Annotated in this window: 15 protein-coding genes; 3 read left to right on the top strand and 12 right to left on the bottom strand. The window is 58.2% G+C overall.

Annotated features, from left to right (window positions below; all coding sequences use genetic code 11):
* Positions 1 to 5: 5 nt before the first annotated feature.
* The 4 genes from metA to DW133_RS01620 all read right to left on the bottom strand — a co-directional run bounded on the left by metA (position 6) and on the right by DW133_RS01620 (position 4,706).
* Entirely contained in the window at positions 6 to 923 is a 918-nt protein-coding gene (gene metA, locus DW133_RS01635; RefSeq protein WP_118274558.1) for a homoserine O-succinyltransferase, read from the bottom strand.
* 11 nt (positions 924 to 934) lie between these two features.
* Positions 935 to 2,224, bottom strand: a complete 1,290-nt coding sequence (locus DW133_RS01630; protein WP_118274556.1) for an O-acetylhomoserine aminocarboxypropyltransferase/cysteine synthase family protein — start codon at positions 2,222 to 2,224, stop codon at positions 935 to 937.
* Between the two features lie 209 nt (positions 2,225 to 2,433).
* A complete protein-coding gene (metK, locus tag DW133_RS01625; RefSeq protein ID WP_118274554.1) occupies positions 2,434 to 3,609 on the bottom strand; it encodes a methionine adenosyltransferase in 1,176 nt (391 codons plus the stop codon).
* 212 nt (positions 3,610 to 3,821) lie between these two features.
* Positions 3,822 to 4,706: a formate/nitrite transporter family protein gene (locus tag DW133_RS01620; protein ID WP_118274552.1), complete on the bottom strand. Its 885-nt coding sequence runs from the start codon at positions 4,704 to 4,706 to the stop codon at positions 3,822 to 3,824.
* A gap of 146 nt (positions 4,707 to 4,852) precedes the next feature.
* Between DW133_RS01620 and mutM the strand changes: the two genes are divergently transcribed.
* Together mutM and mutY are read left to right on the top strand one after the other, a co-directional pair.
* Entirely contained in the window at positions 4,853 to 5,680 is an 828-nt protein-coding gene (gene mutM, locus DW133_RS01615; RefSeq protein ID WP_118274550.1) for a bifunctional DNA-formamidopyrimidine glycosylase/DNA-(apurinic or apyrimidinic site) lyase, read from the top strand.
* An 8-nt stretch (positions 5,681 to 5,688) separates the two neighbouring features.
* Positions 5,689 to 6,699, top strand: coding sequence for an A/G-specific adenine glycosylase (mutY, locus tag DW133_RS01610; protein WP_118274681.1), 1,011 nt, complete (start codon positions 5,689 to 5,691; stop codon positions 6,697 to 6,699).
* Here the strand turns inward: mutY and rapZ are convergent.
* The 8 genes from rapZ to DW133_RS01570 form a co-directional block, all read right to left on the bottom strand.
* On the bottom strand, positions 6,687 to 7,622 hold the full coding sequence (gene rapZ, locus DW133_RS01605) for an RNase adapter RapZ (protein ID WP_118274679.1): 936 nt from the start codon (positions 7,620 to 7,622) through the stop codon (positions 6,687 to 6,689). The genes mutY and rapZ overlap by 13 nt on opposite strands.
* Before the next feature lie 100 nt (positions 7,623 to 7,722).
* Complete coding sequence (locus DW133_RS01600; RefSeq protein WP_118274549.1) at positions 7,723 to 8,238, bottom strand: PTS sugar transporter subunit IIA; 516 nt, start codon at positions 8,236 to 8,238, stop codon at positions 7,723 to 7,725.
* 129 nt (positions 8,239 to 8,367) lie between these two features.
* On the bottom strand, positions 8,368 to 9,786 hold the full coding sequence (gene rpoN, locus DW133_RS01595; protein WP_158571086.1) for an RNA polymerase factor sigma-54: 1,419 nt from the start codon (positions 9,784 to 9,786) through the stop codon (positions 8,368 to 8,370).
* A 21-nt stretch (positions 9,787 to 9,807) separates the two neighbouring features.
* Positions 9,808 to 10,563: an LPS export ABC transporter ATP-binding protein gene (lptB, locus tag DW133_RS01590; protein ID WP_255415067.1), complete on the bottom strand. Its 756-nt coding sequence runs from the start codon at positions 10,561 to 10,563 to the stop codon at positions 9,808 to 9,810.
* A gap of 33 nt (positions 10,564 to 10,596) precedes the next feature.
* A complete protein-coding gene (gene lptA / locus DW133_RS01585) occupies positions 10,597 to 11,208 on the bottom strand; it encodes a lipopolysaccharide transport periplasmic protein LptA (protein WP_118274545.1) in 612 nt (203 codons plus the stop codon).
* Positions 11,209 to 11,214: 6 nt separating this feature from the next.
* The gene (gene lptC / locus DW133_RS01580; protein ID WP_118274543.1) at positions 11,215 to 11,802 is read right to left on the bottom strand and encodes an LPS export ABC transporter periplasmic protein LptC; all 588 of its coding nucleotides are present in this window, start codon (positions 11,800 to 11,802) and stop codon (positions 11,215 to 11,217) included.
* Positions 11,799 to 12,338, bottom strand: a complete 540-nt coding sequence (locus DW133_RS01575; RefSeq protein WP_118274541.1) for an HAD family hydrolase — start codon at positions 12,336 to 12,338, stop codon at positions 11,799 to 11,801. The genes lptC and DW133_RS01575 overlap by 4 nt, the downstream gene beginning before the upstream one ends.
* Entirely contained in the window at positions 12,338 to 13,324 is a 987-nt protein-coding gene (locus DW133_RS01570; RefSeq protein ID WP_118274539.1) for an SIS domain-containing protein, read from the bottom strand. Before DW133_RS01570 ends, DW133_RS01575 begins: the two co-directional genes overlap by 1 nt.
* 112 nt (positions 13,325 to 13,436) lie before the next feature.
* On the opposite strand from DW133_RS01570, the gene DW133_RS01565 reads away from it, so the two are divergent.
* Complete coding sequence (locus tag DW133_RS01565; protein WP_118274537.1) at positions 13,437 to 13,835, top strand: RNA-binding S4 domain-containing protein; 399 nt, start codon at positions 13,437 to 13,439, stop codon at positions 13,833 to 13,835.
* Position 13,836 lies beyond the last annotated feature (1 nt).

Here is a 13,836-nt window from a genome sequence, read left to right as displayed (position 1 = left end):
GAGCTCTAGCCGATCTCCTGCAGATCGTACGGCGTTTCCTGATACACGAAGTAGTTAAGCCAGTTGGCAAAGATCAGGTGAGCGTGCGCTCTCCATGTCATGCGCGGACCGGCGGTCGGATCGCTGTTGACATAGTAGTTTTCGGGGACCGGTACGGGAAGTCCCGCCTTGATGTCGCGGCGATATTCAGCGTCGAGCGTTTCGAGATCGTATTCAGCGTGTCCCGTAAAGAAAATCTGACGGCCTTTGTCGGTGGCAACGGCAAAAATGCCGGCTTTGTCGGACTGTGCGAGCACCTTGAGTCGCGAATCGGAGCGAACCGCCTTTTCGTCGATGGTCGTGTGACGCGAGTGCGGCAAGAAAAACAAGTCGTCGCAGCCGCGAAAGAGCATATTGCTTTTACGTACCACTTCGTGGGCGAACACGCCCGAGAGTTTCTGTTCAAGCAGAACCTTGCGAATGCCGAAATGATGATAGAGGCCTGCCTGCGCGGCCCAGCAGATGTGCAACGTGCTGTAGACGTGCGTTTTGCTCCAATCCATCAGCTCCGTGAGTTCGGACCAATAGTCGATGTCTTCAAAGGCCATGCGTTCGACGGGCGCTCCCGTGATCACCATGCCGTCGAATTTTTGATCACGCACATCTGCAAAGGTGCGGTAAAAGCTCTTGAGGTGGCTGTGCGCGGTGTTTTTCGAGACGTGCGAACTCATGTGAATGAGCTCAAGCTCGATTTGCAACGGCGTATTGCTCAGAAGCCGCGCAAATTGCGTCTCCGTTGTGATCTTGTCGGGCATGAGATTCACAAGAGCAATTCGCAGCGGACGGATGTCCTGGGTTTGCGCGCGCGCTTCGCGCATGATGAAGATATTTTCCCGGTTGAGAACTTCAACGGCGGGCAGTGTGTTGGGTATCTTGATGGGCATGGCTCAACCTCCTACGCCGCAATCGCATCAAGCGCCTGGGCAACATCGGCAATCAAGTCCTCGGCCGATTCGATGCCGCAGGATAGACGTACCAGCTCGGGGGCGATGCCGCAGGCGACAAGCTCCTCGTCGCTTAGCTGACGATGCGTGGTGCTTGCCGGGTGCAGGCAGCAGCTGCGCGCATCGGCAACATGCGTTTCGATGGCGGCGATGGTGAGCTTTTGCATGAAGTCCTGGGCGGCCTGCCGCCCCGCCTTGAGGCCGAAGCTGATCACGCCGCAGCTGCCGCGGGACAGATACTTGCGTGCGCGATCGTATTCCGGGTCGTCTTCCAATCCCGGATACCGAACCCAGCTGACGGCGGGGTGCTTTTGTAGGAATTGCGCGAGAGCAAGAGCGTTGGCACAGTGCTGCGCCATTCTCAGATGCAGGCTTTCGAGCCCGAGATTAAGAAGGTAAGCACTCTGGGGAGACTGCGCACTGCCCAGGTCTCGCATGAGCTGCGCTGTAGCTTTGGTGATGTAGGCGCCCGACAGACCGAATCGTTCGGTGTACACGAGTCCGTGATAGCTTTCGTCGGGCGTGGTGAGTCCGGGAAATTTCTCGGCGTGTACCGTCCAGTCGAAGTTGCCCGAATCCACGATGCAGCCGCCCACCGCACAGCCGTGCCCGTCCATGTATTTGGTGGTGGAGTGCGTCACGATGTCTGCGCCCCATTCGAACGGGCGGCAGTTCACGGGTGTGGCAAACGTGTTGTCGACAATGAGCGGTACGCCGTGGGCGTGAGCCGCTTTCGCGAAACGCTCGATGTCAAGGACGTTGAGAGCGGGATTGGCGATGGTTTCGCCAAAGAGCGCCTTGGTGTTGGGACGAAAGGCGGCTTCGAGTTCTTCGGTGCTGCAGTCGGGCGACAGAAAAGTGAACTCAATGCCCATCTTCTTCATCGTGACTGCAAAGAGGTTATAGGTGCCGCCGTAAATGGTGGAAAGTGCAATCACATGATCGCCCGCGTTGGCGATATTGAAAACGGCAAAAAAGTTGGCGGCCTGACCTGAAGAGGTGAGCATGGCGGCGGTGCCGCCTTCAAGCGCCGCGATTTTGGCTGCCACCGAGTCGCAGGTCGGGTTTTGCAGGCGAGAGTAAAAGTAGCCGCTTGCCTCGAGGTCAAAGAGTTTGGCCATCAGTTCGCCCGAGTCGTACTTGAAGGTGGTGCTTTGAACGATCGGAAGCTGACGGGGGTCGCCGTTTTTCGGACGCCAGCCGCCCTGAACGCAGATGGTGGAAAGTGAATGACCGCTCATGAAAGGTCCCTCATACGTAATTGTTGACACAGTCAGAGCAGTGTATGGGTAGCCGGAGCGGCTATTGAGGGAGTGCGAAAGAATATGTGCACAAGTTTTGAGGTATTGCCGTCAGACGACACTCAAAAAGGCAAACCGCCTGCGGCGAGGCCTGCAGGCGGCTGTAGGGCCGTCGCAGAGGCGACGGCCGGACGGAAAACAATTCCCGATTAGCTGAACATGCCCTTGAGGATGTCGGCCTTGTCGGTCTTTTCCCACGTGAATTCCGGCTCTTCGCGGCCGAAGTGACCGTAAGCGGCGGTCTTGGAGTAGATCGGACGACGCAGGTCGAGCATCTGCAGGATGCCACCCGGACGCAGATCGAAGACCTTGCGCACGGCTTCCGACAGAGCATCGTCGGAAACCTTGCCCGTGCCCATCGTGCGAACGGTGATGTTCATCGGTTCGGCCACGCCGATGGCGTAGGCGACCTGAACCTGGCAGCGGCTGGCCAGCCCTGCGGCCACGATGTTCTTGGCAACGTAACGGCAGGCGTAGGCGGCCGAACGGTCAACCTTGGTCGGATCCTTACCGGAGAAGGCACCGCCGCCGTGCGGGCAGCTGCCGCCGTAGGTGTCGACGATGATCTTGCGGCCGGTCAGACCGCAGTCGCCCTGCGGGCCACCGACCACGAAGCGGCCGGTCGGGTTGACGAGAAACTTCGTGTTCTTGAGCCATTCGGCAGGCATCACCGGACGAATGATGTTTTCGATCACGGCTTCGATGAATTCGGGCTTCATGCTCATGCCGTCGCTCCATTCGGGCGAGTGCTGGGTCGAGAGCACGATTGTGTCAGCAGCCACCGGACGACCATTTTCGTAGCGCAGCGTCACCTGGCTCTTGGCGTCGGGACGAAGATAGGGCATTGTGCCGTCGCGGCGCAGTTTGCTCTGGCGCAGCATCAGCTGGTGAGCGTAGTAAATGGCTGCGGGCATCAGCGTGGCGGTTTCGTCACAGGCGTAGCCGAACATCAGGCCCTGGTCGCCGGCACCGATCGTGAGCGGATCGGCGTTCTTGGCGTCCACGCCCTGAGCGATATCGTTGGACTGCTTGTCATAGCCCACGAGCACGGAGCAACCCTTGTGGTCAATGCCGTATTCGGTGTTGTCGTAGCCGATGCGCTTCAAAACTTCGCGCGTGAGCCCGATGTAGTCAACCGTAGCGTTGGTGGTGATTTCACCGGCCAGAACGACGAGACCGGTATTGCAGAGCGTCTCGGCGGCCACACGGCTCATCGGATCCTGAGCCAGACACGCATCGAGAACGGCGTCGGAAATCTGGTCGGCGACTTTATCCGGATGGCCTTCGCTCACCGACTCAGAGGTGAAAAGATAAGAATCGGACATCTCTTGAATCCTTTTTGAATATTTGCAGTAGAAGTTGGAAAGCGCCCTACGCAAACACTCGAATTCAAGCCGATGTCCGGCAGATCATTTTGCGACAGACGCTTTAGCGGTTCTGGTTTAACGTCACTCCGCAAGTTGTCTTGTTAACTCAGTGACGGTTTTATAGTTGGCGCAATCATACGCTAAATTGAGTGCCAATGCGTTAAAAAACCTTAAGAATTCCGTACCTTACCGTGAATCACGCAGTAGATGACGGCTACCAAAACGGCGCCGCCGACGATGTTTCCGAGCGTGACGGCAGGCAGATTGTCAATAAAGAATTTCGACCAGTCGGCGGTAAGCGGCACGGCAGCTCCGGAGTTGACGAGTTCCACATAGCGGGGGTCGGTGCCCGCAAAAATTGCCGCCGGAATGAAGAACATGTTGGCGATGCAGTGTTCCATGCCCATCGCAACGAAGGCCATCGTGGGGAACCACAGCGCGAGAATTTTTCCGGCAATGTCTTTGGCGGCGTAGCTGAGATAAACGGCAAGGCACACGAGCCAGTTGCAGCCGACGCCGCGCCAGAATGCTTCGCCGAAGGACAGTGACGTTTTGCCGTTGGCTAGTTTCACCAGCCCTTCTGCCCAGGGCATAGCGGCAGCGCCCGCAGCGGCGGGAACTTTCTCAAAGATGATGCCTGTGGCCCAGACCAGGAAATAAGCCACAAAGAGTGCCCCGATGAAGTTGCCGATCCAGGCAAAAGTCCAGCTGCGCAGAACGGCGATCCAGTCGACGCGGTTGTTGATGCGGGCGCTCGTGAGCGTCATGGCGTTGCCTGTGAAAAGGTCAGCGCCGCAGATGACGGTGAGAATCAGCCCTAGTGGGAAGACCGCGGCAAACACGAACTTGCCCATGGATCCCCATTGATCCCATGACAGACCCAGACCACAGCGCACAGCCAAAAAGCCGCCCAAGGCAATATAAGCTCCTGCAAGAAACGTCATGAGCAGTGTTTGCAGGAAGCTTTGGTTTGCGCGCGAGACGCCGCCCGTCACACAGGTTTCAAGGAGGGCTTTGTAGGGATTGCTCGGGGCTGCGGTTTTGTTATCTGGCATGGTATTCGCGAGAGGGGCGTGAATGAGGAGGGGCAAACCGGAATTTTCTCACGCACGGGATTAAAAATCTTCCGTCGGAAGGAGGAGAAGCTTGCTAGTGCTTGCGTACAATACCGCCAACTGAGTTGCTACGTTGTTGGATTGTTATGCCCGAATTGCCCGAAGTGGAAGTGACGCGGCGCGGTCTCGCACCGCATTTGATAGGCAAAACGGTCACCGAAGTCGTTGCGCGTGTGGGCGCCCTTCGAGGCTTTCTGGATTGCCTGCCCAACATTGAGGGGCTGCGGCTGGTAAGCCTTGAGCGCCGCGCCAAGGTGCTGATTTGGGTGTTTGAAAACGATCAGGGTGCGCGCACCTGGTTGGCTTCTCACATGGGCATGAGCGGTTCCTGGCGCGTCTACGATCGGCCTTGGCCCGAAGTGCAGAAGCACGAACACGTCGATTTGGTTTTCGGCGATACGGTCGCGCGCTACCGTGATCCCAGAAGATTCGGGGCCATGACGGTGATGGATGCGGATCCGCGCGGCGTGCCGCCGTTAAGCCGCTTAGGGCCTGAGCCTTTTGACGAGGCACTTACCGAGAGCTCGTTTTTCAATAACCTTAAAAAGACGCATCGCTCCGTCAAGCAGGTATTGCTTGATGGGAGCGCCGTCGTCGGCTGCGGCAATATATACGCTAACGAGGCGTTGTTTGATGCACGCATACATCCGACTAAGCCGGCGGACCGGCTGAGCAGGCCGCAATGTGCCCGTCTGTTGGAAGCGGTGCGCAAGGTGCTTTCCTCGGCAATCGAAGCGGGCGGCAGCACTTTGCGGGACTTTCACGGTGCCGACGGCGCTTCGGGATGGTTTGCACTGCAAACGAGCGTCTATGACCGGGAGGGCGAACCGTGTCCCATCTGCGGCACGCCGATTCGACGCATCGTGCTGGGACAGAGAAGCACCTATTTCTGCCCGAAATGCCAGAAAAAATGAAATTTTTCATGAATTCGGAAGAATTTGCCCGCAGGCTCTGCTCGTGGCAGCGCGAAAAGGGCCGCCAAAATCTGCCTTGGTTTACGAGCGACCCATACCGTCGATGGCTGAGCGAAATCATGCTTCAGCAGACGCAGGTATCGGTCGTCAGGGACTACTTTGCCCGTTTTCTGCAGGCCTTTCCTACTGTTGACGATCTGGCCGAGGCTTCGGAAGAAGATGTCATGCGCCTGTGGGCCGGACTGGGTTACTACAGCCGAGCGCGCAATCTGCATAAGACCGCCAAAGAGATTGCTGCCGCAGGCCGTTTCCCGCAGACTAGGGCCGCATGGGAAAAGTTGCCCGGCGTGGGCTCGAGTACGGCTGCGGCGCTTGCCAGCTTCTGCAACGGGGAAGTGGCGGCCGTCTGCGACGGCAACGTCAAGCGAGTTCTGGCGCGCATTTTTGCTTTGTCCGCTCCGATCAATCAGTCGAAAACGGCGAAGTTGCTGCAGCAGCGGGCCGAGGCGCTAGTAAGCCGTACGGATCCGGGCTGCTACAACCAGGCCATGATGGATTTGGGAGCGATGCTCTGCACCCGGACTACGCCCAAGTGCGAGCAGTGTCCCGTCGGGGAGTTTTGCAAAGCATCCAGACAGGGCAATCCATTGGACTACCCTGTGAAGGCTCCGGCCAAGCCCAGGAGGACGGCGCTTGTCCACGCTTTGCTGTGCGTCGAGATCAAGGAGGAAGAGCCCTGGGTGTGGCTCGTGCTCCGCGATGAGGTCCAAAAGGGAATGGGGCACTGGAAGGGCTTGTGGACACTGCCGGAAACAGCTCATCCTCGGGGCGTCGAAGTGGCGCGCATCGAACACGTGATGTCGCACGTGACGCTTACCTTGGCGGTGCACAGAGCCGAGGTAAGCGAGCTGCCGCCGAAGGCTTTTGCCGTGCCGGCAAGTCGTCTTACGGACGGCCCGCTGCCCGCACCGATTAAAAAACTTCTTTCAACGCTGCTTTTTGACGCTCAGCTCTTCTGACGCGCCTGCGCCGCCTCGTAACGGGCGATTGCCTCAGGCATCTTGGTCGAGAGATTGCGGTGGCGCACGACCGTGAGCACTTTGTCTTTAAAGAGACGTCCGAGCGTGTTGGCAACGTAGACACTGCGGTGCTGCCCGCCTGTGCAGCCGATGGCAATCGTCAAATAATGGCGGTTTTGCGCTTCATACGACGGAAGCCATTTGGCAAGGAACTGCTCGATGTCGGCGATCATTTCCCGCACGTTTTCAAACTGAGCCAGATAGTCGGCGACCGGCGCATCAAGCCCGGTGAGCGGCCGCAGCTGCGGATCGTAATAGGGGTTGGGAAGGTTGCGGACGTCAAAGACGAGGTCGGCGGCCACCGGAATGCCGTTTTTGAACGCAAAGCTTTCAAAGGCTAGCGTCATCATCGACTGCTCGGCCTGCGCAAACGTGCGCACCCAGTCGCGCAGCGTATTGGGAAGCAGCCCCGTGGTGTCGATGACGTGAGCGTATTGTGTGGCCGGAGCCAGCAGTTCGCGCTCCAGGCTGATGGCGTCGTTGAGCGTACGGTCGGCCGAACCGTCTTCCTGCGGTCCGGTGAGCGGGTGCCGGCGGCGGGTTTCAGAAAAGCGTCGCACCAGTTCAGGTGTTGAGGCGGTCAAAAACAGCACACGTACGTCGCAACCTGCGCCGGCTAGCTGCTGCATGGCGCTTCTGGCCGTTTCAAGATTGACCTGACTGCGAGCGTCGATGGAAACGGCAAGTTTCTTGAGTCCGTGCTGTGCCAGATGCGCGACGACGCTTTGCAGAAAGTCGGCCGGCAGGTTGTCCAGACAGTAATAGCCGCTGTCTTCAAGCTGGCGGATGGCAATGGACTTGCCGGAACCGGAAAGCCCCGTGACGATGATGAGCTGAGCGGAAAGACTGTTGGAGTCGGACATGACGTTGCCCTTTTTCAAAACAAACAACCGAACGGTATTGTCTCACGGACTACGCGTTCGGTCAGGGTTTGCGAAAGAAAAATTCAATCGGGACAGAGGCTTATGCGGAAGCGCTGTTTTGCAGATCCTGCGTTTCCTCTTCGGAGTCGGCCGGCCATTCCTGCGGCACGAAGTCGCTTATGGTCTGGCAGATGGCCACGGGTTCGGTTTCGTTCAGAAGCTTGTCCTTAATGTCGCGGTCTTTCAAAAGTGCGGCGACAGTGGACAGTACCGGCAGGTAGTGCTCCTCATCATTGGCAGGAATCAGGATGCCGAAAAAAAGTCGTGCGCGGCGATTGTCGGGCGTGTCGAACACCACCGGGGTTTTGGTTCTCAGGATGGCAACGACGATCTTGTCGAGCCCCTGAATGCGGCCGTGCGGAATCGCGACGCCGCCCCCGAGAGCCGTGCAGCCGAGGCGCTCGCGGGCGTTGAGGGCGTCAAAGGCTTCCCGGTGGGGAATGCCGGCATTTTTTTCAAACAAATGCGCAAGTTCCTCGAACGCGCGTTTGCGGCTGGGGGCATCCACATTGAGCGCAATGCCGTCGATCGTCAGAAGCGAAGCTACGGGATTCATACAAAAAAGAGCCAACAGAAAAACGATGAGCGGGATTTATGTTCGGCTCGAATTAAAACACTCCGCGCATTGTACCGCCTTGCCCGAAAGAGGCTCGGGCTGTTGCTTTAAGAAGCGGCACATGTACCGTCAGCTTGAGCGCTTGCGAAGGCTTTTTGGCGGAATCTGCTCGATTTCTCTGTACTTGGCAACCGTACGACGAGCCAGGTGAATGCCGTGGGAAGCGAGGATTTCCGCGATGGCGGCGTCCGACAGTGGCTTTGCGGGATTTTCTTTGGCCACGGCTTCCACGATAAGCTGTCGGGCGGCTGCGGCGCTTGCCGTTTGACCGTCGTCGCCTGCAAGAGCGCTTGAGAAGAAATACTTGAGCTCAAACGTCCCCGAGGGGCTTTGCAGATATTTGCCTGCTGCGGCGCGACTGACGGTGGATTCCGACAGTCCGAGTCGGGCGGCGATGTCCTTAAGTCCCATGGGCTTGAGCGCTTTGGGGCCTTCGGTGAAAAAGGCTTCCTGCATGTCGGCAATCGTCTGAGCCACGGCTGTGATGGTCGAGTAGCGCATCTCAAGCGCACGCACAAAACCTCGGGCGTCGCGCGCGCGAGCTTTCCAGTCGGCGAGGTCTTTACCCTGAAGCTTGGCTTGAGTCAGAAGGTTGTACGTTTCATCGTCAAAACGCAGTCGGGCGACCACGTCCGGATTGAGCACGGCCTTCCAGCCGTCCTTGGTCTTGACGAGCAACACTTCGGCAATGACGCAGCCCGTTTCGTGCGTATCGGCGAAGGCAGACGCCGGATGGGGATTAAGCGACAAGATGAGCGCGTGCGCCTGCTCGATTTTTTCCACGGTAACGCCCAGCGCTCTGGCCGCAGCTTTGTGGTCGCGCTTGGCCAGCGCCTCGGGCATGCGTGTAAGAAGCGCCGAGGCGATCGTACGCTCTTCCTCGGAAACTTCCAGTCGGGAGAGCTGAATCAAAAGAGACTGTGTCGGCCCGTCGGCCGCAATCCCTGCGGGGTCGAGACCTTGTACCAGGCGAAGAGCTTCTTGCCAGGCGTAGAGATCTTCGGTCACACCGATGACCTGAGCGCCGTCGCGTGCGAGTTCTTCAAGACTGTCGGACAGGAAACCTTCGTCGTCGAGGTTGCCGATGATCCATGCGCAGCGCATCCTCAGATCTTCGGCAAGACGAAGACAGCCGAGCTGATGCAGGAGATAGTCGCTTAGTGTTTCCTGTGAGCCGATGGCGCCGTAGGGATCGAAATCTTCGGTTTCGGGAGCCGTGCCTCGCCAGGTGAGGTAATTGGGTTCACGAAAGTCGTGTGCGACGCCCGCTTCGGGCGCCTGCTGCGCAGGGAGTTCCTCGCTTTTGATCGGTGTTTCGGCGGCCGAAGACTCTTCGTCGAGCTTCAGAAGGGGATTGGATAGTAGCTGGACTTCGAGCTCGCGTTGCAGTTCGGGCCCCGAGAGCTGCAGCAGCTCCACGGACTGCCGCAGCTGCTGCGAGAGCACGGTCTTTTGCGTGATGGTTTGCGACAGAGCGGCTCTCGGCATAGCGGACATCCGAAGAAAAGATTACATGCGGAAGTTTTCGCCCAGATAAATCTTTCGGACGGACTCGTTGGAGATGATTTCTTCGGGCGAGCCCTGAGCGAGCACTTCGCCTTCGTTGATGATGTAGGCGTGGTCGCAAATGCCCAGCGTTTCTCGTACGTTGTGATCGGTGATCAGGACACCGATGCCGCGGTCCTTGAGGAAGCGAACGATGCGCTGAATTTCAATCACGGCGATTGGGTCGACACCTGCAAACGGTTCGTCGAGCAGAATGAAGCGAGGATCAGCTGCCAATGCACGTGCGATTTCCGTGCGGCGACGTTCGCCGCCCGAAAGCGAGAGGGCAGTGTTGGTGCGGATGTGCTGAATCTGCAGCTCGTCGAGAAGATTGTTGAGGCGCTTTTCGATTTCGGTGCGCGACAGCCGGGCGCCTGTCTTATCGTACTGCAGCTCCAGAATGGCGCGGATGTTATCCTCGACTGTTAGCTTGCGAAAGACGCTTGCTTCTTGCGGCAGGTAGGACACGCCCAGGCGGGCTCGCTTGAAAATAGGCAGATGCGTGATCGGATTGTCGTTTAAGAGGATGTCGCCGCCGTTGGGCGGCACAAGGCCCACGATCATGTAGAAGGTCGTGGTTTTGCCGGCGCCGTTGGGCCCGAGAAGCCCTACTACCTCACCGCTTTTGACGCTTACAGACACGTCGCGCACCACTTTGCGCGCACCGTAGCGTTTCATGAGGTTCTTGGCCGTGAGCGTGTCAATCTGCTTGTCAGACAAAACGGATCTCTCTAGGTTTGTTGTTCGGTTAACTTACTGGCCCAGGCGAGTCGTACCCTGCATGGGAGCCGTGGCGCCGGTGCTCGGGGCGGGTGCAGCTTGATTGCCCTGCTTGCGAGGTGCCAGAACGGTGCTCACGCGGTTACGCTTGCCTTCGACGACAGCGCCTTCCACGCGCGAGCGAGCGGTGCGCAGGTTGTAGACGATTTTTTCACCTGCGCTTGAATCCTTCACAAGGCCGTTTTCGCTGCGGGCGAGCTTGGCCAGTTCCGTGAGCGTGATCACATCCTTTTGTTCTTCGTAAACGGCCGTTAGGCTGCTTGCGTGTACCCATTCTTCAACGCCGGGCGTTTTGGGATCACGTCGCTCCTTCATGCGCACGGGGTTACCCGTGACGGTGATGGTGCGATAGCCTTCAGGCGAAATTGTCACCGTGAGCTTGTCGCCGAGAATTTCGAGCGTGCCCTGATGCACCTCGACGCGGCCCGTGTAAATCGCGACCTGCTGGACTTCATCGCCCTGGAAATTGTCGGCGTTGATTTCAATGGGCTTGCTGCGGTCGGCCGTTTCGGCGTTGGCGGAGCCAAAGGCCGTCAGCAGAAAGAGGGCGCAGGCAAGCGGCAGTGCAGTCGTTTTCAAACGCATCTCGAATTATTCCTTCTCGTTACGCGGGCTAAAGCTTGATTTTACGTTGCTGTGAATGTTCACAGTGCGCTCGACGTTGTCAAACGTCATGCCGATGCCGGTTGTGACGTCGGCTCCGTTGACGAGTTTGACGGGAGCGCCGGTTTCAAAAATTTCGGTGTCCGGAAACACGGTGAGCTGTTCTGTTTCAAAGCGCATGGGAGCATTTTCACGGTCGCCCGCGCGCGTGACGACGACGTTGCCCGTAAAGTGCACCGTTTCGCCTGCGTCCGAACTGATGCCGGTATCGGCGCTCGCCTTCACCTGCGGTTCGTCGACCGAAAGCGTTACCAGACGCGGCCGCAGACTCGTCATGCGGCCATCTTCGTAGTGCTCGGCATAGTCGGCGAAGATGCGGCGTTCGGCCGTTCCGTCAGCTTTAAATTGCGTAAGCGCGATGTTGGTGCTCGTGAAATCGGGCGACTCGCGGATGATTTCCGCGCGCAGCGCTTCCGTCTCGGTGTGAATCGAGTAGTAGTAGCTCATGGCGGCGACGACGGCTAAAACGCCGATGCCCAGGCCCGCCGTGATGCGGTCGCGCAGATAGACCTTCACGAAAGGTCTCCTTCAACGTAGTTTTTCTGAATCAGATTGTCCCACTTTCCCTGCGAGCGAAGAATGAATTCGGCCAGGCTACGCACGGCGCCGTTGCCGCCTATCTTTGGGCTCACCCAGTGAGCCAACGGCATGACGTCTTCGGAGGCGTCTGCCGGCACCGCGGCTAATCCCGCGCGTTGCAGGATGGGAATGTCGGGTACGTCATCGCCCATGTAGGCCGTCTGTTCGGCGGACACGCCGTGCTCTGCGAGAATCTCTTCCCATGCGTTCGTCTTGAAGCGCTTGCCTTGTTTCACGCAAGTGATGCCGAGTTCCTTAGCGCGGGCGGCAGTTTGTGCGGAAATGCGGCCGGTGAGAATGGCCACCGGAATACCCGCGGCCTGCAGCATCTTGATGCCCAGACCGTCGCGAGTATGGAAACGCTTGACAAGTTCTCCGTTTTCTCCCGTCCAAATCGAGCCGTCGGTGAGAACGCCGTCGACGTCCAGAACCACCAGACGCACGGACGTGGCGCGGGTAAACAAATCGGTCATCAAATCACCTTGGAGGTCATGAGATCGTGGATGTGCAGGGCGCCCACCAGATGACGTTCGCCGTCAATCACCAGAAGCTGGTTGATCATTCGTTCGTCGATGATCTTGGCGGCTGATGCAGCCATCGCTTCGGGTTCGATTGTTGCCGGCGTGCGGGTCATTACTTCATCAATCTTGACGCCGCGGATGTCGCCGCGCTGCTCGATGAGTCGACGCAGATCGCCTTCGGTGAAGATGCCGAGCACCTTCTTGTCGCCGTCAACGACGGCAGTCATACCGATGTGTTTCTTGGTGATTTCGCGCGTGGCTTCCAGAACCGTGGTGCCGGAAAGCACGACCGGGACTTCTTCGCCCGTGCGCATGACATCCTTGACATGGGTGAGAAGCTTGCGGCCGAGTGCGCCGCCCGGATGCGAGCGAGCGAAGTCTTCCTTTGTAAAGCCCTTGGCGTGCATACAAGCAACGGCCAGTGCATCGCCCATTGCCAGCGTGGCCGTGGTCGACGACGTGGGCGCGAGGTTGAGAGGGCAGGCTTCAAAGGGCACGTGTACATTGAGGTTGACATCGGCGTGACGTGCAAGCGAACTTTCAGGATTTCCCGTAATCGAAATGAACTTGGCGCCTTCGCGTTTGATAATCGGGACGATCGTGAGCAGCTCGTTGGAAGTGCCCGAGTACGAAATGCCGATGACGACATCATCGACCGTGATCATACCCAAGTCGCCGTGGGCGGCTTCGGCGGCATGCACGAAAAAGGCGGGCGTACCGGTGGAGGCGAGCGTTGCGGCAAGCTTGCGGCCGATGTGTCCCGACTTGCCTACGCCGCTGACGACAACGCGGCCTTTGCAGTTCAGGAGCATTTCAACGGCTTTTCCGAAATGGGGCGCATCGAGCGTATCGGCAAGATCTCTGACGGCTTGCGCTTCGTGCAGGAGCACTTCGCGACCGAGCGCGATGGCGCCGTCGCAGTTGGCAGTATCGTTCATAAAAATGAATAAAAGACCTAGGGAAACACGTCATTTTAGCGCGTGAAGACCTTTTCCCATTGAGCAAAATTGCCGCTAAACTTTTCCGTCGATTTTCTTTTTCGACTGACTTATGACCGAACTGCAAGCTGTCCGCATCGATAAGTGGCTTTGGGCCGCCCGATTCTTCAAAACCCGCACGCTCGCACAGGAAGCCGTCGAGCTCGGACGCGTGCGTCTGGACGGCAACCGCATCAAGTCTTCGCGCGAGGTCAAACCCGGCGACCGGCTGGAAATCACCCGAGGCGAAGAAAAGTTCACGGTCTTCGTAGAAAAGCTTTCTACGGTGAGAGGTCCCGCGCCTGTGGCGCAGACGCTTTATCGTGAAACGGACGAGTCGAAGATTCTGCGTGAAGAAAACGCAGCGATCCGAAAACTTGCCGCCGAGCCCGCACTTTCCATCAAGAAGGGGCGCCCCACCAAGCGCGATGCCCGACGCATCCGCTACTTCACCCGCGAAGGCTTCGAATAAG

The organism is Sutterella sp. AM11-39, from assembly GCF_003472385.1.
Classification (GTDB): Bacteria; Pseudomonadota; Gammaproteobacteria; order Burkholderiales; family Burkholderiaceae_F; genus Duodenibacillus; species Duodenibacillus intestinigallinarum.
Note: the sequence above shows the minus strand (reverse complement) of the source record. Positions and strands in the feature narration are given on the sequence as shown.